The sequence below is a fragment of the Nonomuraea sp. NPDC050790 genome (genome assembly GCF_044456745.1).
Lineage (GTDB): Bacteria > Actinomycetota > Actinomycetes > Streptosporangiales > Streptosporangiaceae > Nonomuraea.
In genome coordinates this window covers 574,653-600,045 of sequence record NZ_JBITGF010000002.1, presented here as the reverse complement: position 1 = coordinate 600,045, position 25,393 = coordinate 574,653, and the positions used below count along the sequence as shown (strand labels likewise).

General features: G+C 71.1%; 22 protein-coding genes. 10 read left to right on the top strand and 12 right to left on the bottom strand.

The annotated features are described in order from the left end of the window. Nucleotide 1 precedes the first annotated feature (1 nt). Genes ACIBEJ_RS11225 through ACIBEJ_RS11215 form a run of 3 tightly spaced genes read right to left on the bottom strand, consistent with a single transcriptional unit; the run spans nt 2 to nt 4,911 of the window. Complete coding sequence (locus ACIBEJ_RS11225; RefSeq protein ID WP_397182523.1) at nt 2-2,476, bottom strand: polynucleotide kinase-phosphatase; 2,475 nt, start codon at nt 2,474-2,476, stop codon at nt 2-4. Further along, nucleotides 2,469-3,944, bottom strand: coding sequence for a 3' terminal RNA ribose 2'-O-methyltransferase Hen1 (locus ACIBEJ_RS11220; RefSeq protein WP_397182522.1), 1,476 nt, complete (start codon nt 3,942-3,944; stop codon nt 2,469-2,471). Before ACIBEJ_RS11220 ends, ACIBEJ_RS11225 begins: the two co-directional genes overlap by 8 nt. A gap of 52 nt (nt 3,945-3,996) precedes the next feature. Further along, nucleotides 3,997-4,911, bottom strand: a complete 915-nt coding sequence (locus ACIBEJ_RS11215; protein WP_397182521.1) for an LLM class F420-dependent oxidoreductase — start codon at nt 4,909-4,911, stop codon at nt 3,997-3,999. Between the two features lie 144 nt (nt 4,912-5,055). Between ACIBEJ_RS11215 and ACIBEJ_RS11210 the strand changes: the two genes are divergently transcribed. The 6 genes from ACIBEJ_RS11210 (at nt 5,056) to ACIBEJ_RS11185 (ending at nt 9,602) form a co-directional block, all read left to right on the top strand. Further along, nucleotides 5,056-6,060: a hypothetical protein gene (locus tag ACIBEJ_RS11210; protein ID WP_397182520.1), complete on the top strand. Its 1,005-nt coding sequence runs from the start codon at nt 5,056-5,058 to the stop codon at nt 6,058-6,060. A 49-nt stretch (nt 6,061-6,109) separates the two neighbouring features. Then, nucleotides 6,110-7,222: a sensor histidine kinase gene (locus ACIBEJ_RS11205; RefSeq protein WP_397182519.1), complete on the top strand. Its 1,113-nt coding sequence runs from the start codon at nt 6,110-6,112 to the stop codon at nt 7,220-7,222. Further along, a complete protein-coding gene (locus ACIBEJ_RS11200; protein WP_397182518.1) occupies nt 7,219-8,292 on the top strand; it encodes a sensor histidine kinase in 1,074 nt (357 codons plus the stop codon). The genes ACIBEJ_RS11205 and ACIBEJ_RS11200 overlap by 4 nt, the downstream gene beginning before the upstream one ends. Further along, a complete protein-coding gene (locus ACIBEJ_RS11195) occupies nt 8,289-8,888 on the top strand; it encodes a response regulator transcription factor (RefSeq protein ID WP_397182517.1) in 600 nt (199 codons plus the stop codon). The genes ACIBEJ_RS11200 and ACIBEJ_RS11195 overlap by 4 nt, the downstream gene beginning before the upstream one ends. A 26-nt stretch (nt 8,889-8,914) precedes the next feature. After that, a complete protein-coding gene (locus ACIBEJ_RS11190; RefSeq protein ID WP_397182516.1) occupies nt 8,915-9,160 on the top strand; it encodes a hypothetical protein in 246 nt (81 codons plus the stop codon). A 70-nt stretch (nt 9,161-9,230) separates the two neighbouring features. Then, nucleotides 9,231-9,602, top strand: a complete 372-nt coding sequence (locus tag ACIBEJ_RS11185; protein WP_397182515.1) for a hypothetical protein — start codon at nt 9,231-9,233, stop codon at nt 9,600-9,602. Between the two features lie 373 nt (nt 9,603-9,975). Here ACIBEJ_RS11185 and ACIBEJ_RS11180 read toward each other — a convergent pair whose 3' ends face one another. Continuing rightward, complete coding sequence (locus ACIBEJ_RS11180) at nt 9,976-11,226, bottom strand: class I SAM-dependent RNA methyltransferase (protein ID WP_397182514.1); 1,251 nt, start codon at nt 11,224-11,226, stop codon at nt 9,976-9,978. A gap of 67 nt (nt 11,227-11,293) precedes the next feature. Between ACIBEJ_RS11180 and ACIBEJ_RS11175 the strand changes: the two genes are divergently transcribed. Beyond that, on the top strand, nt 11,294-12,940 hold the full coding sequence (locus tag ACIBEJ_RS11175) for an alpha/beta hydrolase (RefSeq protein ID WP_397182513.1): 1,647 nt from the start codon (nt 11,294-11,296) through the stop codon (nt 12,938-12,940). Here the strand turns inward: ACIBEJ_RS11175 and ACIBEJ_RS11170 are convergent. Further along, on the bottom strand, nt 12,918-14,963 hold the full coding sequence (locus tag ACIBEJ_RS11170; protein WP_397182512.1) for an APC family permease: 2,046 nt from the start codon (nt 14,961-14,963) through the stop codon (nt 12,918-12,920). The genes ACIBEJ_RS11175 and ACIBEJ_RS11170 overlap by 23 nt on opposite strands. Before the next feature lie 102 nt (nt 14,964-15,065). Here ACIBEJ_RS11170 and ACIBEJ_RS11165 point away from each other — a divergent pair, with 102 nt between their 5' ends. Together ACIBEJ_RS11165 and ACIBEJ_RS11160 are read left to right on the top strand one after the other, a co-directional pair. Then, complete coding sequence (locus ACIBEJ_RS11165; protein ID WP_397182511.1) at nt 15,066-15,731, top strand: potassium channel family protein; 666 nt, start codon at nt 15,066-15,068, stop codon at nt 15,729-15,731. Continuing rightward, nucleotides 15,731-16,390: a potassium channel family protein gene (locus ACIBEJ_RS11160; RefSeq protein WP_397182510.1), complete on the top strand. Its 660-nt coding sequence runs from the start codon at nt 15,731-15,733 to the stop codon at nt 16,388-16,390. The genes ACIBEJ_RS11165 and ACIBEJ_RS11160 overlap by 1 nt, the downstream gene beginning before the upstream one ends. A 284-nt stretch (nt 16,391-16,674) precedes the next feature. Here ACIBEJ_RS11160 and ACIBEJ_RS11155 read toward each other — a convergent pair whose 3' ends face one another. From ACIBEJ_RS11155 to ACIBEJ_RS11130, 6 genes are read right to left on the bottom strand one after another with little or no spacing between them, the layout of a single operon-like run. Next, nucleotides 16,675-17,337, bottom strand: a complete 663-nt coding sequence (locus ACIBEJ_RS11155) for a DUF3159 domain-containing protein (protein WP_397182509.1) — start codon at nt 17,335-17,337, stop codon at nt 16,675-16,677. 4 nt (nt 17,338-17,341) lie between these two features. Beyond that, nucleotides 17,342-17,731, bottom strand: a complete 390-nt coding sequence (locus ACIBEJ_RS11150; RefSeq protein ID WP_184971835.1) for an OB-fold nucleic acid binding domain-containing protein — start codon at nt 17,729-17,731, stop codon at nt 17,342-17,344. Between the two features lie 28 nt (nt 17,732-17,759). Then, nucleotides 17,760-18,398, bottom strand: coding sequence for a DUF3710 domain-containing protein (locus ACIBEJ_RS11145; RefSeq protein WP_397182508.1), 639 nt, complete (start codon nt 18,396-18,398; stop codon nt 17,760-17,762). A 12-nt stretch (nt 18,399-18,410) separates the two neighbouring features. Next, nucleotides 18,411-18,890, bottom strand: coding sequence for a dUTP diphosphatase (dut, locus tag ACIBEJ_RS11140; RefSeq protein ID WP_397182507.1), 480 nt, complete (start codon nt 18,888-18,890; stop codon nt 18,411-18,413). Then, nucleotides 18,887-19,441, bottom strand: a complete 555-nt coding sequence (locus ACIBEJ_RS11135; RefSeq protein WP_397182506.1) for a PaaI family thioesterase — start codon at nt 19,439-19,441, stop codon at nt 18,887-18,889. Before ACIBEJ_RS11135 ends, dut begins: the two co-directional genes overlap by 4 nt. Before the next feature lie 11 nt (nt 19,442-19,452). Beyond that, nucleotides 19,453-20,649, bottom strand: a complete 1,197-nt coding sequence (locus ACIBEJ_RS11130) for an AI-2E family transporter (protein ID WP_397182505.1) — start codon at nt 20,647-20,649, stop codon at nt 19,453-19,455. Between the two features lie 86 nt (nt 20,650-20,735). Between ACIBEJ_RS11130 and ACIBEJ_RS11125 the strand changes: the two genes are divergently transcribed. Next, nucleotides 20,736-22,874, top strand: coding sequence for a DUF6351 family protein (locus tag ACIBEJ_RS11125; RefSeq protein WP_397182504.1), 2,139 nt, complete (start codon nt 20,736-20,738; stop codon nt 22,872-22,874). On the opposite strand, the gene valS is transcribed toward ACIBEJ_RS11125, so the two are convergent. Next, nucleotides 22,868-25,369, bottom strand: coding sequence for a valine--tRNA ligase (gene valS / locus ACIBEJ_RS11120; protein WP_397182503.1), 2,502 nt, complete (start codon nt 25,367-25,369; stop codon nt 22,868-22,870). The genes ACIBEJ_RS11125 and valS overlap by 7 nt on opposite strands. Nucleotides 25,370-25,393 lie beyond the last annotated feature (24 nt).

Genomic DNA, 25,393 nt, shown 5'->3' with positions numbered 1-25,393 from the left:
GTCAGAGCCGCGGGTCCACCGGCTCGGTCTCCATCGCCAGCACGGCGAAGACGGGCTCGTGCACGCGCCACATCGCCTCGCCCTCGGCCAGCCGCGACAGCGCCTCCAGCCCCAGCGCGTGCTCGCGCAGCGCCAGCGAGCGCTTCTTGCCGAGGAAGCGGCGGCGCAGCACCTCCAGCGACTCGGTGTAGTCGGGACCGTAGATGATGCGCAGGTACTCGCGCCCGCGCACCTTGACGCCCGGCTGCACCCGTCCGGGCGTGTACGCGGCGGGCTTGACCACCATGCCCTCGCCCCCTTCCGCGGTCAGCGACTCCCACCAGGCCGTCGCCGCCTCCCGCGAGGACTGCGAGTCCAGCGAGACGAACACGTGCCTGGTCGGCGTGATCAGCTCCGAGTCCAGGCGGCCCAGCATGGACAGGTGCCACGCGTGCGGCTCCAGCGCGGTGTTGCGCCCGCTCTGCCCGTCCCCGCAGGCCAGGATCTGGAACGGCGCCAGCCGTACCCCCTCCAGGCCGTCCACGGGCCAGCAGTAGCGCGCATATGCCTCGCGGAATCGGGCAGCGTTGTCCTGCCGGCGCCGGGTGCGGTCCAGCAGGCCGCTCACATCCAGGCCGCGCCCGGCGGCCGTCTCCAGGACCGAGGTGGCCATGGGCAGCACGGTGCGCGCCGCCGCGCCCACGGAGGCGTACTGCGACCTGATCAGCTCGCCCGCCTTCGCCGACCACGGCAGCAGCTCGCAGTCGAGCACCAGCCAGTCCGCGCCGAGCTCGTCCCACAGCGGGGCCACGGCCGCGCGCAGCCGGTCCACCAGCGGCGCGGTGTCGTCGAAGAAGCGCCGCCCGGTGCGGGTGAAGATCTCGCCCGCGCCGCCGTCCGTCACGCCGAAGCGCGCCGCCGCGGCCTCGGGCGACCTGGCCAGTACGGCGACCGCCCGCGAGCCCATGTGCTTCTCCTCGCACACCACCTCGGTGACCCCGGCGGCGGCGAACTCCTCGAACGCCTGCGCCGGGTGCTCCAGGTAGCCGTCGAGCTGCGAGGTCTCCGGCGGCGCCATGGTCGGCGGCAGGTAGACCAGCCAGCGCGGGTCCACCGCGAAGCGGCTCATGACCTCCAGCGCCGCGGCGGCGTTGGTGTCGAACACCTTCACCCTCGGGCCGAAGCGGGTCTCGACGTAGCGGGTGCCCTGGACGTCGCCGATGTCGAGCTGGCCGGGGTCGCGGGTGTGGCCGCCGCCGAGCGGCTTGACCGAGGCGTACCAGACCTGCTCGGCGGGCACGGAGACCAGCTCGCGCGAGGGGTAGCGCAGCGCGGTCAGCTCGCCGCCGAACACCGCGCCGGTGTCGAGGCAGATCGTGTTGTTGATCCACTCCGGCTTCACGGTCGGGGTGTGGCCGTAGACGACCATGGCGCGGCCCCGGTACTCCTCGGCCCACGGGTAGCGCACGGGCAGGCCGTACTCGTCGGTCTCGCCCGTGGTGTCGCCGTAGAGCGCGAACGCGCGCACGCGGCCGGAGGCCCGCCCGTGGTAGGCCTCCTTGAGGCCGGCGTGCGCGACGACCAGCTTGCCGTCGTCGAGGACGTAGTGGCTGAGCAGGCCGTCCATGAACGTCCGCGCCCGCTGGACGAAGTCCGGCTCGCTCGCGGCGAGCTGGTCCAGCGACTCCTGCAGGCCGTGCGCGACGCGCACCTTGCGGCCGTTGAGCGCGCGCACGAGCTTCTGCTCGTGGTTGCCCGCGACGCAGATGGCCGTGCCCGCCTCGACCATGTCCATGACGATGCGCAGCACGCCGGGCGTGTCGGGCCCGCGGTCGACCAGGTCGCCGACGAAGACCGCGGTGCGGCCCTCCGGGTGGTGCGTGCCCTGCCAGCCCAGCTCGGCCAGCAGCCGCTCCAGCTCCGCGCGGCAGCCGTGGACGTCGCCGATGATGTCGAACGGCCCGTGCAGATGGCGCAGGTCGCTCCACGCCTTCTCGTAGGTGACCTCGGCGTTCTCGATCTCCTCCAGGCCGCGCAGGACGTGGACCTTCCTGAAGCCGTCCCGGTTGATCTTGCCGAGGGAGCGGCGCAGGTCCTTGCGCTGCCTGATGACGACTCCGGGGCCGAAGTCGCGGTCGGGCCGCGTCTCGTTGCGCGCGATCGCCACGTCCTCGGGTACGTCGAGGACGACGGCGTCGGCCAGCACGTCGTGCTGCCTGGCCAGCTCGATGAGGCTCTTGCGGGCCGGGTACTGCACGTTGGTGGCGTCGACCACGGTGAACAGGCCGCGGCTCAGCCGTACGCCCACGATGTGGTGGAGCAGGTCGAAGGCGGCGGGGGTGGCGCTCTGGTCGTTCTCGTCGTCGGAGACCAGGCCGCGGCAGAAGTCGGAGGAGATGATCTGCGTCGGCTTGAAGTGCTTGGCGGCGAAGGTCGACTTCCCGCTGCCCGAGACCCCCACCAGCACCACGAGGGACAGTTCGGGAACGCTAACCACGGCTGAAAACCCCCATCTGAGTCGAGGGCCCCACCTCGGGGTCCTCCTCGCCGACCGGCCTGAGGTCGACGGTGTAGCCGAACCGCTCGCACACGCCCGCGCACCAGGCGGCGAACTCCGCGCGCGTCCACTCGAAGCGGTGGTCGCGGTGGCGCAGCCCGTCCAGGAACTCGTAGCGCACGTTGTACTCGATGTTCGGCGTGGTCACGAGCACGTGCCGCGGCTTGGCGGCGCCGAACACCACCCGCTCCAGCGCGGCCAGCCTGGGCGGGTCGACGTGCTCGACGACCTCCATGAGCACCGCGGCGTCGTAGCCGGCGAAGCGCTTGTCGGTGTAGGTCAGCGCGCCCTGGAACAGGGTGAGCCTGGCCCGCTTGGCGTCGGACATGCGCTCCAGGCGCAGCTTGCGGGCGGCGATGGCCAGGGCCAGCGGCGAGACGTCCGCGCCGGCGACGCGGGCGAAGCGCGGCCTGGCCAGCAGCGCGCCGACCAGCTCGCCCTGGCCGCAGCCGAGATCGATGACGCTGGAGGCGCCCAGCTCCTCCAGGGCGGCCAGGACGCTCTCGCGGCGCAGCACGTTGAGCGGCCGCGGCTTGGCCTTCTCCGGCTCCTGGACCTCCTGAGCCTCTTCGGTCTCCTCCAGCGCCTCCTCGGTCTGGGCGGCGACCGCCTCGTCCGCGGCCGTCTCGTCCGGCGCGGCCTCCTCCGACAGCGCGGGCTCCAACTGCTCCTCGGTCTCGTCGCCCAGCTCGGCCAGCCTGGCCAGCGCGGAGCGGGCCAGCGTCCAGCGCCTGCCCAGGTACCGGCGGGCGATCACGCCGCGCAGCGGGTGCTCGCGCAGCCATCCCTCACCGGCCCGCAGCAGCTTGTCCACCTCGTCGGGCGCGACCCAGTAGTGCTTGGCGTCGTCGAGCACCGGCAGGAGCACGTAGAGCTGGTTGAGCGCGTCGGCCAGCCGCAGCGTCCCGCGCAGCGTCAGCCGCACGTACCGCGACTCGCCCCACTCGGCGAACCCCTCGTCCAACGGTACGGCTGCCGCCTCCACCGCCCAGCCGAGCGGCTCGAACACCCCGCGGGCCAGATCCGCGCCGCCCCGGCACACCAGCGAGACCTCCAGCGGCAGCGGCGTGCCCGGCAGCTCGGGCCGCGCCTTGCAGCGCCCGGCCCGAGCCGTCCTGAACACGTCCGCCAGCGCCACCGCCATCAGCGACGAGGCGGCGTAGGGTCGGTCGTTGACGTACTGCGACAGGCTGAAGTCGGGCGAGCTCTTCCCGCTCGACCTGGCCAGCGCCACCGGGTCCACTTCCAGCAGGAGGGCCACGGTGCAGCGCCGCTCGTCCGCCTCTGGATAGAAGACCGTCGCCGTCCCGAAGGACTGCCCGAACTCCTGCACCCGGTCGGGATGCTTGTGGAGCAGGAAGCCCAGGTCGGTGGCCGGCTCGGCGGTGGTCGAGATCGTCAGTAGCACTCCGGAAGTCTGACTTATCGGGTACGGCGCGCGCCAACCAAAATCGCCGTTCCTACACGTGGGGCAGGATCTCGGCGGCGATCAGCTCCAGGTGGTCGTGGTCGCTCAGGTCCATCACCTGCAGATACACGTGCTCCGCGCCCACCTTGGCGAACTGCTCCAGCTTGCCCAGCACCTCGGCGGGCGTACCCGCCAGGCCGTTGGCGCGGAGCTGGGCCAGGTCGGTGCCGATCGCCCTGGCCCGGCGCTCCAGGCCGGCCTGGTCGGCGGCCACGCAGACGGTCTGGGCGGCCGACATGCGCACCGTGCGGCCGGCGACCTCGGCGGCCTGCCGTACCGTGTCGAAGTGGGTGCCGGTCTCGTCCACGGTGCGGAAGGGCACGTTGAACTCGTCGGCGTAGTGCGCGGCGAGGCGGGGCGTGCGCTTGGCGCCGAAGCCGCCGATGATGATCGGCGGGTGCGGGCGCTGGGCCGGCTTGGGCAGCGCGGGCGAGTCCTTGAGCTGGTAGTGGGCGCCGTCGAAGGAGTACGGGCCGTCGGCGCTCCACAGGCCGGTGACGATCCGCAGTTGCTCCTCGAAGCGGTCGAAACGCTCGCCGACCGGTGGGAACGGGATGCCGTAGGAGGTGTGCTCGTTCTCGTACCATCCGGTGCCGAAGCCGAGCTCGACCCGGCCGCCGCTCATCTGGTCGACCTGGGCGACGCTGATCGCCAGCGGGCCGGGCAGGCGGAAGGTCGCGGGCGAGACCAGGGTGCCGAGGCGGATGCGGGAGGTCTCCCTGGCCAGGCCCGCCAGGGTGATCCAGGCGTCGGTGGAGCCGCTGCCCGGGTCGCCCTGGCCGATGCGCTGATAGTGGTCGGAACGGAAGAACGCGTCGAACCCCAGCCGCTCGGTGGCCTGCGCGACGGCCAGCAGCTCGTCGTAGGAGGCGCCTTTCTGCGGTTCGGTGAAGATCCTCAACTTCATAGGGCCATTAAATCCGCAGAACGGCTCCGCGCCCGCGGGCACCCTTGCTAGTTTCACATTCGGTAGCCGCCCCGCCACGAAGGGTCGCTTATGCCGAGCAGCCGGCACAAGAGAGAGCCAGGGACTCCCCCGCGTTCCCTGGTGATGACGGCCGCCTTAGCCCTGGCCGCCGCCACCGGCGTGGCCGTGTGGCTGCTCCCCGCGCGGGCCACGCCCGAGACCCCCGCTGCCACCTCCAAGACCCCCGCCGCCACGTCCGGAACCCCGGTGGCCGCGCCCGTCACGGCCGGGCCGGCGCCGCTGACCGCCACCCCGCAGCCCCTGGCCGCCGAAGGGCCGAGCGCGTTCGTCGCGTTCGTCGACACCGCCCGCACCCCCGGGTTCAACCTGCCCGACCACAGCCGCCGCACCGGCGTGCGCTGGTACGCCCTCGGTCACGTGGTCTCCGGCGGCGACGGCTGCGTGCCCAAGTGGGGCGGCAAGCTCGACCCCGGCAGCAACCCGGTCGCCAACCGCCTCGGGCGGCTGCGCGCGGGCGGCGCCGACGCGGGCCTGTCGTTCGGCGGCCCGGCGGGCAAGGAGCTGGCCGACGCCTGCGACGGCACCACCACGCTGACCGCCGCCTACCGGCGGGTGGTGAGCGCGTTCGACGCCCGCTTCGCCGACTTCGAGCTCCACGACGGCGCCAACGCCGACGTGGTGCTGCGCCGGGCCAGGGCGCTGCGCGCGCTGCAGCAGGAGCGTCCGCTGCACGTCACCTTCACCTTCCCGCTGGAGGCGGACGGCCTGTCCGCCTCCGACGCGGCGCTGCTCAAGCTCACCCACGACGCCGGGGCCCGGATCTCCACCGTGAACCTGCTGGCCGCCATCGAGCCCCGCGACGCGCCGGAGGGCCGGATGCGGCGGGTGGCGGAAGCCGTACGGGCGGCTCATGGGCAGATCGCGCGGGCGCAGGGCATCGCCGACCCCGCCGAGGCGTGGCGGCGCGTCGCGCTCACCGCCGTGCTGGTCAGCGCGGACGACCTCGGCGAGATAGACGCGCGCAAGCTGACGACGTTCGCGGCCCGCTACGAGCTGGCCTGGTTGTCGCTGCGCGGCGCGGCTCCTCCGCAGGAGGTGGCCCGGATCCTCTGGCGCACCCGTGCGTGAACAGTAGGATTCTGCGGGTCAGGGGGTATTTGTCGGAGGAGGGCTTTTGATGGCGGCCCGGCCGGAGCTGGCCAGAAAAGTGCTGCTCTACTGGATGGACGGCGTCATCGCGTTCATCGCGGTCGCGTTCACGTTCATGATGCTCGGACTCGTCATCGAAGGCATGCTGCCGGTGTGGCGCGCGCTGGTCGTCGCGGCGCTGCTGCTGACGCAGTTCATCGCCTTCCCGTTCATCCTGCGCGCCGCCTTCGACGACAAGCCCAGGCCCACCGTCCTGCTGGCCGTCTCCGGTGTGGCCACGCTGGGCGCGATCGCGCTCACGCCGTCCGGCCTCGGCACCAGCACCTGGGAGATCGTCGCCAGTCTGTGGCTGTCCGGGCTGGCGATCAGCGTCCCGTGGCGGGTGAGCGTCGTGTTCGGCGTGGCGCTGGCCGCCATCACGATTCCCGTGGCCGTCTTCGTCTCCAGGATTCCGCCGGTCCTGGCCGTGGTGGGCGAGGGCATCACCCTGGTGGTCACGCCGCTGGCGTTCTGGCTGTGGGTGTGGCTCTGGCGCACGATCAGGGAGGCGCACGAGAGCCAGGCGGCCAAGTCCCGCCTGGCCGTCGCCGAGGAACGGCTGCGCTTCGCCCGCGACCTGCACGACCTGCTCGGCCACAGCCTGTCGGTGATCAGCCTCAAGAGCGAGCTGGCGGCGAAGCTGTCGGTCAAGGACACCGGCCGCGCCGCGGGCGAGATGGCCCAGGTCCGCGAGCTGGCCGGGGACGCGCTCGCCGAGGTCCATGCCGCCGTCGAGGGCTACCGCTCGCTCGACCTGTCGCGCGAGCTGTCGACCGTGCGCGCCGCTCTGGAGGCCGCCGGCGCCCGCTGCACGGTCGAGACCAGCACCGACGACCTGTCGCCCGCCGCCCGCTCGCTGCTGGCGTGGGCGGTACGCGAGGGCGGCACCAACATCCTCAAGCACAGTCGGGCGACCCGCTGCGCCATCACCATCGACCGGGGCGTCCTGGAGATCCGCAACAACGGCGTGAAGGGGCCCCAGCGCACCAGCGGCAGCGGTCTGCGCGGCCTGTCGGAACGGCTGACCGCCGCCGGCGGCACCTTCTCCGCCTCGGCCACCGGCTCGGACGAGTTCCTCCTGCGCGCGGCGGTGCCGGCATGATCAGGGCCAGCAAGCTCGACAGGATCCGGTGGCTGTTCCTGTACTCGTGCGACTTCATGTACCTGGCCACCTTCATCAGCGTCGTCCAGCTCGTCGTCGCCTGGCAGCAGAACCTGGCGCCCAAACCGGCACTGGTGGCGGGATTCGTCCTGCTCGTGGTCTTCTACGGCATCGCCACCCGGCCCCTGCGCATCTGGAGCCGCGGCGGGCGGCGGCCGACCCTGTTGCTGGTGGTCGCCGCCGTGCTCGCGCTCGGGTTCGCCAACTACGCCATGGTCTGGCTGCTGCCGGTGTGGCTGGCGGTCGTGTCGCCGTTCCTGCGCTGGCGCGTCTACTGGCCCGTGGTCGCCCTCGTGACGATCGCGACCTGCGTGTTCATGGGGATCATCGCCGGGGCCGAGGTCGTCGTCGTCGTGCTGGTCGTGACCTTGATCGTCACCGGTGGCACACTGGCCAACCTGCGGATCTGGAAGATCGCCAAGGAGGCCCACGAAGGCGAGGAGGCCAAGTCGGCGCTGGCCGTCTCCGAGGAGCGGCTGCGCTTCGCCCGCGACCTCAACGACCTGCTCGGGCAGAGCCTGGCCGACATCGCCGCCGGGGCGGCGCGGGCCTCGTCCACGCTCGGCGAGGATCCGTCGCGGGCCTCGGCGGAGATGTTCGAGGTACGGGACCTGGCCAGGCGGTCGTTGCGGGAGGTTCGCACCGCCGTACAGAACTATCGGACGCTCGACCTCGGCGAGGTGATCTCCAGCGTGCGGGCCGTGCTGGAGGCGGCGGACGTGCACTGCGTGATCGACACCGACGACACCGACGACCTGCCCGCCGAGGCCCGCACGCTGCTGGCCGCGGTGATCCGCGAGGGCGCCACCAACATACTGAAGCACAGCACCGCGCAGCGGTGCACGATCACGATCAGGAATGGGGTGCTGGAGATGTCCAACGACGGGATCTCGCCGAGCGCCGGCGAGCCCGGCGGGCTGCGCGGGCTGTCCCAGCGGCTGAGCGCGGCCGGCGGCTCGCTGAGCGCCGGCGCCACCGACGGCGTCTACCACCTGCGGGCCGCGGTATGACCACCCGCGTGCTGCTCGCCGACGACGAGCACCTGATCCGCGGCGCCCTGGCCGCCCTCCTGGACCTGGAGGACGGCATCGAGGTGGTGGCCCAGGTGGGCAGGGGCGACGAGGTCGTCCCCGCGGTCCGTGCCCACAACCCCGACGTGGCCGTCCTGGACATCGAGATGCCCGGCATGGACGGTTTGACCGCCGCCGAGCAGATCAGCAGCCAGTGCAAGATCGTCATCCTGACCAGCCTGGGCCGCCCCGGCTACCTGCGCCGCGCGATGGCCGCCGGCGTCAGCGGCTTCCTCGGCAAGGACGCCTCCGCGGAGGAACTGGCGATGGCCATCCGCAAGGTGATGGCCGGCGGCCGCTACCTGGACGCCGAACTGGCCGCCGCCGCGATGGCCGCCGGCGACAGCCCGCTGACCGAACGCGAACGCGACGCCCTGCGCCTGGCCGGCGACGGCGCCCCCATCTCCCGCATCGCCACCGAACTCCACCTGACCGAAGGCACCGTCCGCAACTACCTGTCCAGCGCCATGACCAAACTCAACGCCCAGAACCGCCTGGAGGCCATCCGCACCGCCCAGCGAATGGGCTGGCTGTGACCCCAATCGAAAAGGTTCTGGTGGCGATGGCCACAGCCTTGAGTCCCCCGATCAGGGCACTCGGCTGGTGGCACCGCCAACTCCTGCCCCACTCCCTGCTCACGCCCGCCGCCACCGGCGTGGCGGTCTTCTGCCTGTATGCGTCGGCGGCATGGATCAGCGGGGAACGGCCCGTGCCCTGGGACCAGGCCGGGGTACTGGGCGTGGGGTTCACTCTGGCAGCCGGACTGCGCGCCCTGATCATCAAATGGCGCCACCCCCGCACCGAGTAGCGAGGCCGGCCAGCACGACGATCGGCCATCACTCTTCAAGGCGCCGTTTCTTCCAGTACGGAGAGGATGGGTGGGTGAAACATTCGAGATCCACTTGGCCGGTCTCGGTCGCAACGATTCGAGCAACCTACCAACGGGCGTACCGGTCGCTGATGACCGCAGCCGCCGCGGACGAAGAGCTGGGCAGCCGGTCATGATCAGCCGAAGTCAGTACGAGCGGCTCGCCCGGCGCCTTCAGGACGACGGCCACGACCGCATCGAGATGACGTTCGCAGAGATCGCTTCCGTCATCGGCGAGGAGCTCCCGGCGAGCGCGAGCAGGCATCCCGCATGGTGGGGAAGCGATCCCAAGCACACACAGGCCGTATGGCTCGACGCAGGTTACGTCGCCCGGCCTGACCTCACCGCTGGCCGCGTCGTCTTCGTGCGAGAAACCTCATGAGCCACAACGGCATTGGAGCCCCACCTGACAAGTGCCGAGCAGCTCGACCGGAGCCAGGTCCAGCACGAGCGCAACCGGCAGCACCTCGGCGACAGATCTTCGGTCCCCGCCAGCTCAGCCCGTACATCGATGGGGCCCCGCGAGCATCGCGACACTCCCAATCACTGTCAAGCAAGTCCCCGACATGCCCCCTCCGATCGGCGTGGAGCATGACAGGCCGCCAGGCTGCCCAGATGGACGACTGAACGGACGCCCACGGACCGCTCTGTGAAGGGTCCCCGTCCGAACGTCCCATCCCCCAAGGGTCGCTGCGCGACGCCTTGTGCGCTATCCGGGACCGCAGGAGTCGGCGAGCTCACGGCCGGTCGGCGGGCTATGCCCTGACCAGGAGGGCTACGCATTCTACGTGGTGGGTCATGGGGAAGGCGTCGAAGGTGCGGAGGTCGGTTAGGGGGTAGCCGCGTTCGGCGAGCCAGGCCAGGTCGCGGGCCAGGGTGGCGGGGTCGCAGGAGACGTAGACGATCCGGGCGGCCTCCAGGGAGGCGATGCGGTCGACCACTTCGCGGCCCAGGCCCGAGCGGGGCGGGTCGACGACGACCAGGTCGGCGCGTTCGATCTGGAAGCGGTCGAGGGCCTCTTCCACGCGGCCCCGCTCCACTCTGGCCTGCGGGAGGTCGCGCAGGTTGGCGCGGGCGTCGCGGACGGCGGCGGCCTCCGACTCCAGGCCGAAGACGGCGCCCTCGTCGCCCACCCGTTCGGCCAGCGCGGCGGCGAACAGGCCCACCCCGCAGTACAGGTCCAGGGCCCACTCGCCGGGTTCCGGCTGGCCGTAGGTGAGGACGGCGTCGAGGAGGGTCTCGGCGGCGCCGGGGTGGACCTGCCAGAAGCCGCTTCCGGTCACCCGGAACTCGCGGTCGCCCGCCTGCTCGTGGAGGTTGCCTGAACCGTGCCTGGCGTCGGTACGGCTCTTGCCCTGGTTGACCAGGATGGAGGCGGGAGCCTCCAAGTCGGGGACGGCGACGGTGCGGCGCGGGCGGGGGGCGATGACGACGTTGCGTTCGCCGCCGGAGGACGCGATGACCTCCACCCCGGAGGCGCCCTTCCAGTTGCGGGACTCGGCGCCGACCGCCTCCACCTCCGGGTGGGCGATGAGGCAGGCGTCGACGACCTCGATGTCGTGGGAGCGGTGGTGGCGGAAGCCGAGCTCTCCGGCGGGCGTGGCGGCGAACTGCACCCGGGTACGCCACCCGAGCCCCTCCGGCGCCCCCGGAACCTCCTCCACCACGACCTTGCGGTCGATCCCCGCCAGGCGGCGCAACTGCTCGGCGACCACGTCGGCCTTCAGCGCGCGCTGCGCCTCCAGCGTGGCGTGCTGCCAGTCGCAGCCGCCACAGCGGCCCGGCCCGGCGTACGGGCACGGCGGCACCACCCGATCGGGCGAGGGCTCAAGGATCTCGACGGCGTCGGCGCGCAGGAACCGGGTCGTCTCCTCGGTGACCCGGGCACGGACTCGCTCCCCGGGCAGCGCGTGGCGTACGAACACCACCCGCCCGTCATGGCGTGCCACGCACCAGCCGCCGTGCGCGACCGGGCCTACCGTTAGTTCGAGAGTCGCCTGTTCCACAGCAGTACAGCCTAGGCCCTCACCCGCCCGACTCCACCGAGCACCGCCTTAACTACGCTATGTAGTCATGTGCGAGGGGCGGGTGGTGCGACGGCGGCTCGGGTTCGGGGGCACGCTGGTGGCGACGCTGTTCTTCTGCGCCTCGCTGACCCCGACGCTGCTGCCCAGGCCATGGGTGATGCAGGGCGTGATGGGCGGGGTCACCGGCATCATCGGCTACGCGGTGGGGGCGAGCGCGGGCGCGGCGGGGCGGGCGCTGATCGACTACCGTCCGCCCGAGCGCTGGCGGGTGCTCGCCTGGCGGGCCCTGATCGCGGCGTGCGTCGCGCTGGCGGGCGTGGCGCTGTGGTACAGCCTCGGCTGGCAGGTCGAACTGCGCGCGCTCATGGGGATGAGCGGCCAGATCACCTGGTTCCCGCCCGCGATCCTGGCGCTGAGCGTCGCGCTGTTCGCGCTCTTCCTGCTTCTCGCCCGTTCGGTACGGCTGGCCGGCCGCAAACTGATCACCTGGCTGGACCGCTTCGTCCCGGTGCCCATCGCCCAGGCCACCGGAATCGTCATCGTGGCCAGCCTCGTCGGGATCCTGGCCAACGACGTGCTGTTCTCGGGCTTCGTCAACGCGGTCAACGACGCCTCCTCGGTCGCCAACGGCACCACCGATCCGGGCGTGCGCCGGCCGGGTTCCGCGAAGGTGTCGGGTGGGGCGGGTTCGCTGGTGGGCTGGGACTCGCTGGGCCGCGAGGGCCGCAACTTCGCCGGGACCGCGATCGCGACGCCGCGGCTGCGCGCCTTCTCGGGCCGGCGGCCGGTGGAGCCGATCCGCGTCTACGTGGGCCTGCAGTCGGCTTCCACTCCGGCGGCCCAGGCGGCGCTGGCCGTACAGGAGCTGGAAAGGACGGGCGCGTTCGCGCGGCCGGTGCTCGCGGTGCTCGGGACGACGGGCACCGGGTGGGTGGACGAGCGGATCGCCGACAGCCTGGAGTACATGTACAACGGCGACAGCGCGATGGTCGCGATGCAGTACTCCTACCTGCCGAGCTGGGTGTCTTTCCTGGTGGACCGCGGCAAGGCGGCACGGGCGGGCAGGGCGTTGTTCGACGCGGTGCGCGCGCGGTGGGAGCGGCTGCCGGAGGGCGCGCGGCCGCTGCTGGTCGTCTCCGGGGAGAGCCTGGGCAGTTTCGAGCTGGAACACGCCTTCGACGACCTGCGGGACCTGGTGCGCAGGGCGGACGGGGCGCTGTTCGTGGGGCCGCCGGACGCCAACCCGATCTGGCGGGCGGTGACCGCGGGGCGCGAGCGGGACAGCCCGGTGTGGCGGCCGGTGTTCGAGCAGGGCAGGACGGTGCGGTTCGGGCAGTACCCGGACGACCTGGCCTGGCCGCCCGGCCCCTGGGAGCGCCCGCGGGTGGTCTACCTGCAGAACGCCTCCGACCCGGTCGTCTGGTGGTCGACCGACCTCATCTACGCCAAGCCGGAGTGGCTGACCGCGCCGCGCGGGCCGGACGTCAACCCGCAGATGAACTGGTTCCCGCTGGTGACGTTCTGGCAGGTGCTGGGGGACATGTCGGTCGCACTGAGCGTCCCGGCCGGGCACGGCCACGTCTACGGCGCGAACGTGGCCGAAGGCTGGGCGGCCGTCGCCGCGCCGCGGGGGTGGAGCACGGCCGACACCGCCCGCCTGCACGCGCTGGTCAGCGCTCGTTCTTCCCCGTGAGCTGCTCCTCGTCCTTGATGACCTGATGCCAGGGGCGGCGCACCGAGCCGGGCGCGAACGGTTCCGGACGGCCCTTGAGCCGGTCGGAGGAGTGCAACTGCCACGGCACGCTGGTCACCATCACGCCCGGCTTGAACAGCAGCCGCGCCTTGAGCCGCAGCGCGCTCTGGTTGTGGAGCAGGTGCTCCCACCAGTGGCCGACGACGTACTCGGGGATGAAGACGGTGATGACGTCGCGAGGGGAACGGCGGCGCAGCGTCTTGACGTAGTCGAGGACCGGCTGGGTGATCTCCCGGTAGGGCGAGTCGAGCATCTTCAGCGGGACCGGGATGCCCCGCCGTTCCCACTCCTCCTGCAGGCGGCGGGCATCGTCGCCCTCGACGCCGACCGTGATGGCCTCCAGCGTGGACGGGCGGGTGGCGCGGGCGTAGGCGAGGGCGCGCATGGTCGGCTTGTGGACCTTGGAGACGAGCACGATCGCGTGGTTGCGGGCCGGGAGCATCGACGGCTCGTAGTCCTCGGTGATCTCCAGCTCGGCGGCCACGTTGTCGTAGTGACGGCGGATCGCCTTCATCATCAGGAACAGGATCGGCATCGCGATGCACACGATCCACGCGCCGACCAGGAACTTCGTCAGCAGCACCACGATCAGCACCAGCCCGGTCATGATGCCGCCGAAGAAGTTGATCGTCCGCGAGCGGTGCATCTGGTGGCGCACCCTCGGGTCGGTCTCGGTCTTCAGGTGGCGCGTCCAGTGGATGACCATGCCCGTCTGGCTGAGCGTGAACGAGACGAAGACGCCGACGATGTAGAGGTTGAGCAGGCGGCTCACGTCGGCCTGGAACCCCCACAGCAGCAGGCAGGCGCCGAGCGCCAGGATGACGATGCCGTTGGAGAAGGCCAGGCGGTCGCCGCGGGTGTGCAACTGGCGGGGCAGGTAGCGGTCCTGGGCCAGGATCGAGCCGAGCACGGGGAAGCCGTTGAAGGCGGTGTTGGCGGCCAGGAACAGGATCAGCGCGGTCACCGCCGAGATCACCACGAACAGCAGCGACCCGCTGCCGAAGACCGCGTCGGCCACCTGGGAGATGATCGGCTGCTGGTAGTAGCCCTCGCCGGCCGGCTTGCCGTCGATGAGGATGTCCAGCGCCGGGTGCTCGGACACCTTCACGCCGGAGACCAGGCCGAGCGCGATGATGCCGCCGAACATGGTGATCGCGACCAGGCCCATCATGAGCAGCGTGGTCGCGGCGTTCTTGCTCTTGGGCTTGCGGAAGGCGGGTACGCCGTTGCTGATGGCCTCGACGCCGGTAAGGGCGGCGCAGCCGGAGGAGAAGGCGCGCAGGATCAGGAAGGCGGCGGCGAAGGAGGTCAGGTTGGTCTGCTCGGCCACGATCCCGTAGTCGGCGGTGGGGGCCTTGAGGTCGTCGTCGAGGACCAGGAGCCGGATGCCGCCCCAGACGATCATGCCGATGACAGCGGCCATGAACGCATAAGTCGGGATGGCGAAGGCGAAGCCCGACTCCCGGATGCCGCGCAGGTTGACGACCGTGAGCAGGATGACGATGACGATGGCGACGGTCGGCTTGTGCTCGGCCACGAACGGCACCGTCGCGCCCACGTAGTCGACGCCGTTGGCGACCGAGACCGCCACGGTCAGCACGTAGTCGACCATGAGGGCGCTGGCCACGGTCAGGCCGGCGTTCTTGCCGAGGTTGGTGGTGGCGACCTCGTAGTCGCCGCCGCCGCTGGGGTAGGCGTGGACGTTCTGCCGGTAGGAGGCGACCACGGTGAGCATGACGATGACGACCGCGATCGCCACCCAGGGGCTGTAGTGGTAGAACGACACACCCGCCAGCGACAGGATGACCAGAATCTCCTGTGGCGCGTAGGCCACCGAGGACAGGGCGTCACTCGCGAACACGGGCAGTGCGATGCGTTTGGGAAGCAGCTGTTCGTGCAGCTGACCGCTGCGCAGCGCCCTGCCGACCAGGACGCGTTTCAGGAGATCCGTTACCTTCGCCACGTAAACCGATGCTAGCCCTCTCCTCCTGCCCCACAGTTACGGCGCTCCCTTATCAGGCCATACTGATACACGAGACCTGCCAAACCGCGGACGGCGGAGAGTATGCATATAGTGATCATGGGATGTGGCCGGGTCGGATCGACCATCGCCCACATCCTTGAGGACAACGGCCACTCGGTCGCGATCATCGATCGCGACCCCCAGGCGTTCCGCCGCCTGCGCGCCGGATTCCGCGGCCGCCGGGTCACCGGCGTCGGCTTCGACCGCGACGTCCTCACCGAGGCCGGCATCGAGTCGGCCGCCGCGTACGTGGCCGTCTCCAGCGGCGACAACTCCAACATCATCTCCGCCCGCGTCGCCCGCGAGACGTTCGGCGTCGACAACGTCGTCGCCCGCATCTACGACTCCCGCCGGGCCGAGATCTACCAGCGGCTCGGCATCCCGACGGTCGCCACCGTCCGCTGGACCGCCGACCAGATCCTGCGCCGCATCCTGCCCGAGGGGGCCGAGCCCCTGTGGCGCGACCCGACCGGCACTGTCGTCCTCGCCGAGGTCACGGTCAACGCCGCCTGGGTCGGCACCCGCGTCGTCGACCTCGAAGACCAGGCCGGCGCCAGGATCGCGTTCGTCAACCGGATGGGCGAGGCCCTGGTCATCAAGAGCGAGACGATGGTGCAGGAGGGCGACATCCTGCACGTCATCGCCGCAGAAAACGACATGGACCGGATCAACAAGGTGCTCGCCGCGGCGCCGGAACAGGACCACTGATGCGCGTCGCCATCGCCGGCGCCGGAGCCGTCGGCCGCTCCATCGCCGCCGAACTCCTGGAGAACGGCCACGAGGTCCTGCTCATCGACATCGACCCCAAGGCCATCAAGATCGACACGGTCCCGCGCGCCGAATGGCTGCTCGCCGACGCCTGCGAGATCTCCTCCCTCGACGAGGCCGGCCTCAACAACTGCCACGTCGTCGTCGCCTCCTCCGGAGACGACAAGGTCAACCTCGTGGTCTCGCTGCTGGCCAAGACGGAGTACGGCGTGCCGCGCGTCGTGGCCCGCATCAACCACCCGTCGAACGAGTGGCTGTTCAACGAGTCATGGGGCGTGGACGTCGCCGTGTCCACCCCGCGCCTGCTGTCGGCGCTGGTGGAGGAGGCGGTGAGCGTGGGCGACCTGGTCCGGCTGATGACCTTCCGCCAGGGGCAGGCGAACCTGGTCGAACTCACGCTGGCCGACGACGCGCCGGTGGTGGGTCAGCGCGCGGGCTCGGTCCCGTGGCCGACGGACGCGGCACTGGTGGCCATCCTGCGCGAGGGCCGCGTCCTGGTCCCCACCGCCGACGACCCGCTGGAGGCGGGCGACGAACTCCTCTTCGTCGCCAACCAGGAAGTCGAACAGGACCTCGCCCACCTGCTCTCCTCCCACTGACCGCCCCCGCCGGCGCGCCTCACCACACGAACGCCTCGCCCCTCCCGCTGCCAAGGCAACAAGAGGACCGATCCCCATGGTCGAGACAGCCAAGAACGAGCGCATGCCGTCAGCAGGGTGGTGGTTCGGCCGGTGACGGGGTGGGGTTCAGCGGTGGGTGGGTGACGGAGGGGGCGTTACGGCGGCCGGCCACGTGCGCTGGACGGCCGTTCCCCTGGACGGGGCCCAGCCCTGTGCGGCGGGTGGGGGTGGCTGTGGCCGGCCGTAACGGAAAAAGGGCGAGATTACGCGACAGATGGATTGATGGGGGTGCGGCCGCGGCCTAGGAGCCAGAGCATGGCGGCGAGGGCGGCGACCTGGAGGGGCCAGCCCATGAAGATCTTGGTGATGCCGAGCGCCGCCACCGCCTCGTCCCCCCCGTACAGGTACACGGGCAGTTGCACCGCCACCCGCACCACGCACGGCACCAGCAGCAGCCACGTCAGCCGCGTGCACAGCCGCACGATCCCCGGGTCCCTGTGCCACGCAGTCGGGTCGCCCGTCACCGAGCCGATGAGGAAGCCCACGACCGGCCACCGGGTGACGATCGAGATGAGCATCGCCACCGAGTAGCCGGCGTTCCACAGGATGCCGGGCAGGAAGTACGCCTTGGCGTCGCCCGAGCGGCTGGCGAAGAAGGCGCCGATGGCGATGCCGATCAGGCTGTTGATCACGAACTGCGGCGTGGAGCGCTGCACGAGGCGCGCCAGGAGCAGCAGCACCGCCAGCGCGATGCTGACGATGAGCGAGGTCTTCAACTGCTCCGTGGTGATCCACGTGACGGTGAAGGCGATCGTGGGCACCGCGGCCTCGATCATGCCACGCACGCCGCCCAGCGCTTTGGCGAGCTGGGCGCGTACCGCCGACTCGACGGTGTCGTGGGCGACTTCCTCGGCCTCGGCGCTCACCTGATCAGCTCCCTGGACGCAGTTCGTATCGTGGATTGAACATCACCTTGCGCCCGTCCTGCATGCTGACCAGGCCCTCGGCCTTGACGATGCGGCCGGGTTCGATGCCCGCGATCCTGCGGCGGCCGAGCCAGACGAGGTCGATCACGTCGGACCCGTCGTAAAGCTCGGCCTCCAGCGCGGGCGCCCCACCACGGGGACGCAGCGTCACGGTACGTAGCGTACCGGCTACGCAGAAGCGGCGTCTGCCGCCGCACCTGACGATGGGAGTGGCGCCGGCCTGGTCGGCGTCCTCCCGCAGCTCCTGAGCTTCGATCTCGGACTGCGGGGAGGCAAGCCGGCTGAAGAAGCCGCGCAATCCCCCGCGTTTGTGGGGCTCTGCCGTACTCGTCATGATGACTCAGCTTATGTGATGACGGGCGTCAGCGAATCTCACTGATTTCAGGTCCGCGCTTGAACGGGTCGAGCCCGGGCACGGCCGCCTCCTCCTCGGGGGCGTTCTCGTTGGGACGGCGCAGCGGGATCGCCTCCTCCCTGGCCATCGGCTCGCTGCCGCGCACCACGACGATGTCCCTGACGAAGTCGAGGAACTCCCCCGCCACCTTCTCGTCGAGGGCGGCGCGGCCGCTGATGATGGCCAGCAGGAGCCAGCGCGGGCCGTCGACGCCGAGGTAGCGGATCTGGCGGCGCTCGCCGTCGGACTCGACCTCGCCGGTCAGCTCGACGCCCAGCGGGCCCTCGCGCTCGGACAGGCCGCTCGCGGTGCTGGTGATCTTGGTGCGTACCTCATCCCACAGGCCGGCGGACTTGGGCGCGGCCATCGCCTGGACCTGCAGCGTGCTCTCCTCGTAGAGGGCGATCACGCTGACGTGCTGGTCGCCCATCGCGGCCAGGCGGATGTCGAAGGCCGGGTGGTGCGGGACCCGCAGGCCGCCCAGGTCGATCCGGTCGGCCTCCGGGTGCGCCTCGTCGGCGTCCCAGGGGCCGGACTCGCGCTCAGGCTCGCGTGCCGCCGATTCCTCGACGGACGGTTCCTGCTCGCGACGCTTGCGTCGGAACACGTTCCTCACTCCTTAACGTCCGGTAGAACCAAAGCCGCCGTTGCCGCGTGCCGATCCGGGCAGGTGCTCGACCTCGGCGAAGGCGGCGCGCTCCACACGCTGGATGACCAGCTGGGCGACCCGGTCGCCGCGGCGCAGGCGGAAGGCGTTCTTGGTGTCGGTGTTGATCAGCGTCACCCTGATCTCGCCACGGTATCCGGCATCGACGGTGCCGGGGGCGTTGACGAGGGTCACGCCGTGCTTGGCGGCCAGGCCCGAGCGCGGGTGCACGAACGCGGCGTAGCCGTCGGGCAGCGCGATCGCCAGCCCGGTGCCGACCATCGCGCGCTCTCCGGGCAGCAGCTCGACGTCCTCGGCGGCGTGGAGGTCGGCGCCGGCGTCGCCCGGGTGGGCGTAGGACGGCGGCGGCAGCTCCGGGTCGAGCCGCTGGATGAGGACCTCGATCTGTCCCGGACGCGCGACTTGCCGCCCGTCCGCTCCACTCCCGCTCACGGGTTCACCTCGTACTCGTGATGTTCGGCCGCCATGGCCTCGGCGTCGCCGTGCCGCGCGAAGTGCTCCATGTTCACCTCGACGAACAGCGCCGCCGCGCGGACGGCGACCGGGCCGTCCGGGGCGCCGATGCGCCCCTCAGCCTCAAGGTACGCCTTCCGCCCGGCGACACCGGTGCACCAGGCGCGCAGGTGGAGTGTCGTGCCCACGGGAACCGGGAGGAGGTAGTCGGTCTCCAGCCGGGCCGTGACATACGGCTTGTGGAACAGCCAGATGGACATTCCGATGACCTCGTCCATCGCCGCGGCCAGCACGCCGCCGTGCGCCAGCCCAGGCGCTCCCTGGTGGGCCGTGCCGACGGTGAACTCCGCCTCGACCGTGGCCCCGTCGGGCGTGCGGGCGTCGAGGTGGAGTCCGGTCGGGTGGTCGGCGCCGCAGCCGAAGCACCGGCTGTAGTGGGAGCCGAGCGCCGAACCCGGCGCGGGCGCGTTGAGGTGCGCCTTCGGCTGGTCCGCGCCCTCGGGAGGCGTGGTCAGGGAGGAACGAGTCACGGGTGACGAGGTTACTCCTTGCCGGAGGCCGTCACGTCCTCGGCGCTCGTCTCGGCCTTGGTCTCGGTCTTGGTCTCGGGCTCGGGCTCGGGTTCCGGCTCCGGTTTGCCGGACGTGGGCGTACGCGCCCCCGGCACGGCCGCCGGAAGCTCCTGCGGAGGGTCGTGGCGCAGCGCCGGCAGCGCCCGGTAGATGACGGCGGCCACCGGGACCGCCACGACCGCGCCCGCGATGCCGCCCATGATGCCGCCGATGGCCAGCACCAGGATGATCGCCAGCGGGTGGAAGTTGAGCGCCCGCCCCACGATCAGCGGCTGCAGCACGTGGTTCTCGAGCTGCTGCTCGACGATGAGCACGATGAGGAAGACCAGCGCCTTCCACGGCTCGACCGAGCCCAGCGTGACCAGCGTGGCCACGGTGCCGGCGAAGAAGATGCCCACGATGGGGATGAAGCTGGCCAGGAAGATCAGTACGGCCAGCGCCGCCCACAACGGCACCCCGAGCCCCGCCAGCACGATGCCCATGATCACGCCGTGCACCGCGGCGACCGCGACCGTGCCCTGGACGTAGTGGGAGATCGTGACCCACGCGGCGGTGCCGGCCCTGTCGACCCGCGGCGCCATGCTGCCGAAGCCCTTCAGGAACCAGGCCCAGATCCGGTCGCCGTCCTTGAGCAGGAAGAACGTCACGAACAGCAGCAGCACGATCGAGGCCAGAATCTCCACGAACACCTGGCCCGCGGCCAGCGCCGTGCTGGTCAGCGCCGCCTGCTGCTGGGTGACCCAGCCCGTGACCTGCTTGGTCCAGTTGTTGAGCTCGGCCTCGCTGAGGTGCAGCGGCCCGATCAGCAGCCAGTCGCGCACGTTGTTGATCGTGGCGGTGATCTGCTTGGCGAGCTGGGGGAACTCCTCGCTGGCCCGCGCGCCCACCAGCCAGCCGGTGCCGCCGAGGATGGCCAGCGCCACCAGCATCGTCAGCCACGTGGCGTAGATCGGGCGCAGGCCGGCCCGGCGGAAGAAGCGTGTCAGCGGATAGAGGAGAGCGGCCAGGAGCAGGGCGATCGCCACCGGCAGCGCCACGAAGCTGAGCCGGGCGACGACCTGCGCGAAGACGTAGACGACCACTCCGACGAGGATCAGGCAGGCGCTCCACGCCGCCATCCGGGCGAGCACGGGCGGCACGAGTTTCGTCAGTCGGTCGGAGAACACGTGTTCAAGACTGGCACGTCGCACCGACAGATGCGCGCACATATTCGGGCCTGTGCAAGGTCAGCGGGCCATGTCACGTTCGACGCATGAAGGCTGTCCCGATCTTAGTGGCGCTCCTCACGGCGTTGTCCGGTCTCACCGCCCCACCCGCGCACGCGGGCGGGGGCCTCGCGCTGGAGGTGCTCTCCAGCCGCGCCGACCAGGTGAGCGGCGGCGACGCCCTGCTGAGGGTACGGCTCGCCCCGCGGCTCAGGGTCCTGCGGAACGGCGAGGACGTGACCTCGGCCTTCGCCCCCGACCCCGGCGGCAAGACGGCGACCGGGCTGGTCACCGGCCTGCGCCTGGGCGAGAACCTGGTGACGGCGGCGGCGCGGCCGTACCGGGACGTGCTGCGGCTGCGCAACCACCCGATCTCGGGACCGATCTTCTCGGGCCCGCAGCAGTACCCGTTCGTCTGCAAGACCGAGCGCACCGGCCTCGGCCCGCCCGTGGCCGACAACCAGGCCGGGCAGGGCTACCGGGTCGAGGGCGGCTGGAGCAAGGACTGCTTCGCCCCGAAGGTCACCGACCGGATCTACCGCTCGACCGGCGGCCAGTGGAAGCCGATGCCGGACGCGCGCCCCGCCGACATGTCCACGACGAAGCTGCTCGACGGCCGCACGGTCGACTTCGTGGTCAGGCGCGAGCGCGGCGTGATCAACCGCTTCCTCTACTCGATCGCGGTCGTGGAGGGCGGCTGGAACCAGCGGGCCATGTACCGCTTCGACGGCGGCGTCGCGATCGGCCGCGACCAGGGCACGCTCGGCGGCAGCGCCCTCGACCCGCACGGCCTGGGCCTGGGCTACGCGGTCCTGCACTCCTCCGGCACGCGCACCTCGACCCACTACAACCTGATCCTCGGCGGTGAGACCGCCCTGATGGTCAAGGAGCGTTTCGTCGAGCTGTACGGCAGGCCGCTCTACACCGTGGGCGTGGGCGGATCGGGCGGCGCCATCCAGCAGTACGTCTACGGCCAGAACCACGGCGACCGGATCATCGACGCCGCGATCCCCCAGTACTCCTATCCCGACATGGTCACCCAGACCATCCACATCGGCGACTGCGAGTTGCTCGAACGCTACATGGACGCCACCCCGCGCTGGGCGAACTGGAACTCCAGGACCGCCCTGATCGGCCTGAACGCCAGCGACACCGTCGCCAACCCCTACACCAGGCAGCCGGGCGCGAGCGAGTGCGTGATCGGCTGGCGCGGCCTGACCCCGCTGGCCATGAACCCGAAGTGGACCGACGACAACGATCCCGAGTGGGACAGGATGGACCCGCCGGGCGTCAAGGACACCGTCCACTGGACGCACTGGGAGGACCTCAGGAACGTCTACGGCGTCGGCCCCGACGGCTACGCCCGTTCGACCTGGGACAACGTCGGCGTGCAGTACGGGCTGAAGGCGCTGCGGGACGGCGTGATCACCGCCGGGGAGTTCCTGGACGTCAACGAGAAGGCGGGCTCGTGGAAGGAGTCGCGCGACATGGTCCAGGAGGGCTGCCCGTTCGTGCCCGCCGCCTGCCCGGCGGACTGGGACCCGTGGAGCTCCCGCAACATCGCCACCGGCCGCAGGACCGGCGATCCCGTCGCGATCCGCAACGTCGAGCGCAGCGGCCTGGTCTTCAGGGGCGACATCGACATCCCGGTCATCGACTGGCGGCACTACCTCGAAGAGCAGCTCGACATGCACAACAGCCACCAGTCGTTCGCCTCGCGCCAGCGCATGCTCGACCACGACGGCGACGCGGGCAACCAGGTGATCTGGTTCACCGACGCCCGGCCGGACGGCCCGCGCTCCGACCAGACGCCGCAGGCGCTGGAGGTCATCGACGCGTGGATGGCCAACATCCGCGCGCGGCCGTGGCGCGGGGCGGCGGGCAACAAGCCGCCGCTGGCCGTGGACCGCTGCTTCGCCACCGACGGCACCGAGATCGCGGCGGGCCGCGGCGTGTGGGACGGCGTCCTCGACCGCCGCGAGCCCGGCGCCTGCACGAAGGCGTTCCCGCTGTACTCCACCAGCCGGATCGTGGCGGGCGGCCCGCTCGAGGGCGGGGTCTTCAAGTGCCGGCTGCAGCCGGTCGCCAAGGCGATCGCCCGGGGCCTGTACGGCACGTGGAAGCCGGCCCCCGCAGAGCGCGCCCGGCTGGACGCGGTCTTCCCGACGGGGGTGTGCGACTACTGATCGAGCTCCACCTCGACGGTGAGCGACTCACCCGGCTCCAGGACGAACTCCTCGACGTTGCCCGCGCCGCAGAGGTCGTCCTGGGCCAGCCGTACCAGCGCGATCTCAGGGCCGGTGACGGTCAGCCTCGACACCTCGGCCCGCATCGACAGCTTGGCCTCCGACTTGGCCTTGCGCACCCGGCGCAGGACCTCGGAGGCCACGCTCAGCACGGCCGGGTCGCCGCCGGTCGCGGCCGGCCGCGGCCACGTGGCGCGGTGGACCGAGCCGTCCTGCCACCACGACCAGACCTCTTCGGTGACGAACGGCAGGAACGGCGCGAACAGCCGTAGCTGCGTCTCCAGCGCCCGCCGCAGCGCCACGACCGCCGAGGCGTCACCCTCGTACGCCCGCGCCTTGACCAGCTCCAGGTAGTCGTCGCAGAACGACCAGAAGAACCGCTCGGCCACCTCCAGCGCCCTGGTGTGGTCGTAGGACTCGAAGGCCCGGCCCGCCTCGCCGACGGCGTCGTCCAGGGCGGCCAGCATGGACGCGTCCAGCGGCTCGGTGACCTCGCCCGGCACCTCGCCGAAGCCGAGCACGAACTTCGAGGCGTTGAGGATCTTGATGGCCAGCCTGCGCCCGACCTTGAGCTGGCCGGGGTCGAAGGCGGTGTCCACACCGTAGCGGCCGTTGGCGGCCCAGTAGCGCACCGCGTCAGAGCCGTACTGCTCCAGGAGCGCCATCGGGGTGACGACGTTCCCCTTGGACTTGGACATCTTCTTGCGGTCGGGGTCGAGGATCCACCCCGACACCGCCGCGTCGCTCCACGGCAGGCTGCCGAACTCCAGGTGCGAGCGGGTCACGGTGGCGAACAGCCAGGTGCGGATGATCTCGTGCGACTGCGAGCGCAGGTCCATGGGGAAGACCCGGCGGAACAGGTCGTCGTCGGTCTCCCAGCGCCCGGCGAGCTGCGGCGTCAGCGAGGAGGTGGCCCAGGTGTCCATGACGTCGGTGTCGCCGGCGAAGCCGCCGGGCAGGCCGCGCTGCTCCTCGGTGTAGCCGGGCGGCACGTCGGTGGACGGGTCCACCGGCAGCAGGTCCTCCGGCGGCAGGATCGGCTCGTCGTGGAGCCGGTTGCCCGCGGCGTCCAGCTTGTACCAGACGGGGAAGGGCACGCCGAAGAAGCGCTGCCGGGAGATGAGCCAGTCGCCGTTGAGCCCCTCGACCCAGTTGTCGTAGCGCACCCGCATGTGCGGCGGGTGCCAGTTCAGCTCGCGCCCGCGCTCCAGCAGCCGCTCGCGCAGCACCTGGTCGCGCCCGCCGTTGCGGATGTACCACTGGCGGGTGGTGACGATCTCCAGCGGCTTGTCGCCGCGCTCGTAGAACTTCACCGTGCGCTGCACGGGCCTGGGCTCGCCGTCGAGGTCGCCGGACTCGCGCAGCATCTCCACGATGCGCTCGCGGGCGCTGTGGACCGTCTTTCCGGCCAGCTCCTTGTACGGCTCGCCGTCCACACCCTCGGGCGGCTCGGGCAGCAGCCGCCCGTCCCAGCCGATGACCGAGCGGGTCGGCAGCCCGAGCTCGCGCCACCAGGTGACGTCGGTGACGTCGCCGAAGGTGCAGATCATCGCGATGCCCGAGCCCTTGTCCATCTCGGCCAGGCGGTGGGCCACGATCGGCACCTCGACGCCGAACAGCGGCGTGAGCACGCTCGTGCCGAACAGCGGCTTGTAGCGCTCGTCGTCGGGGTGGGCCACCAGCGCCACGCAGGCCGGGATGAGCTCGGGCCTGGTGGTCTCGATGAAGACCGGTCCCTGGTCGCCGTAGAAGGAGATCCGGTGGAAGGCGCCCGGCCACTCCCGGTCCTCCAGCTCGGCCTGGGCGACGGCGGTGCGGAAGGTGACGTCCCACAGCGTCGGGGCCTCGGCGAGGTAGGCCTCGCCGCGGGCGAGGTTGCGCAGGAAGGCGCGCTGCGAGACCGCGCGGGAGTCGTCGCCGATCGTGGTGTAGAGCAGCGACCAGTCGACCGACAGGCCCACGCGCCGCCAGACCTCCTCGAAGGCGCGCTCGTCGATGGCGGTCAGCTTGTGGCACAGCTCGACGAAGTTGCGCCGCGAGATGGGGATCTCCCGCTTGCCCGGCTTGTCCGGTGGCACGAAGTCCGGGTCGTAGGGCAGGGAGGCGTCGCCGCGCACGCCGTAGACGTTCTGCACCCGGCGCTCGGTGGGCAGGCCGTTGTCGTCCCAGCCGATCGGGTAGAAGACCTCGTAGCCCGCCATCCGCTTGTAGCGGGCCATGATGTCGGTGTGGGTGTAGGAGAAGACGTGACCGACGTGCAGGGAACCGGAGACGGTGGGCGGCGGGGTGTCGATCGAGAAGATCTCCGGCCGCTCACGGGTACGGTCGAAGCGGTAGACGCCTTCGTCCTCCCAGCGGGCTACCCATACCTGCTCCAAGCCGTCGAGAGTCGGTTTCTCCGGCATGGTGGCATGGCGTAGTCGCTGTTGAGTCATGCCTCCGTATGGTACGGCTTCGCA

Excerpts from the sequence above, each read along its gene's own strand:
- ACIBEJ_RS11215 (WP_397182521.1), bottom strand. The coding sequence starts at position 4,911 with ATGAAGTTGAGGATCTTCACCGAACCGCAGAAAGGCGCCTCCTACGAC.
- ACIBEJ_RS11210 (WP_397182520.1), top strand. The coding sequence starts at position 5,056 with ATGACGGCCGCCTTAGCCCTGGCCGCCGCCACCGGCGTGGCCGTGTGG.
- ACIBEJ_RS11205 (WP_397182519.1), top strand. The coding sequence starts at position 6,110 with ATGGCGGCCCGGCCGGAGCTGGCCAGAAAAGTGCTGCTCTACTGGATG.
- ACIBEJ_RS11200 (WP_397182518.1), top strand. The coding sequence starts at position 7,219 with ATGATCAGGGCCAGCAAGCTCGACAGGATCCGGTGGCTGTTCCTGTAC.
- ACIBEJ_RS11195 (WP_397182517.1), top strand. The coding sequence starts at position 8,289 with ATGACCACCCGCGTGCTGCTCGCCGACGACGAGCACCTGATCCGCGGC.
- ACIBEJ_RS11190 (WP_397182516.1), top strand. The coding sequence starts at position 8,915 with ATGGCCACAGCCTTGAGTCCCCCGATCAGGGCACTCGGCTGGTGGCAC.
- ACIBEJ_RS11175 (WP_397182513.1), top strand. The coding sequence starts at position 11,294 with ATGTGCGAGGGGCGGGTGGTGCGACGGCGGCTCGGGTTCGGGGGCACG.
- ACIBEJ_RS11165 (WP_397182511.1), top strand. The coding sequence starts at position 15,066 with ATGCATATAGTGATCATGGGATGTGGCCGGGTCGGATCGACCATCGCC.
- ACIBEJ_RS11160 (WP_397182510.1), top strand. The coding sequence starts at position 15,731 with ATGCGCGTCGCCATCGCCGGCGCCGGAGCCGTCGGCCGCTCCATCGCC.
- ACIBEJ_RS11150 (WP_184971835.1), bottom strand. The coding sequence starts at position 17,731 with ATGACGAGTACGGCAGAGCCCCACAAACGCGGGGGATTGCGCGGCTTC.
- ACIBEJ_RS11125 (WP_397182504.1), top strand. The coding sequence starts at position 20,736 with ATGAAGGCTGTCCCGATCTTAGTGGCGCTCCTCACGGCGTTGTCCGGT.
- valS (WP_397182503.1), bottom strand. The coding sequence starts at position 25,369 with ATGACTCAACAGCGACTACGCCATGCCACCATGCCGGAGAAACCGACT.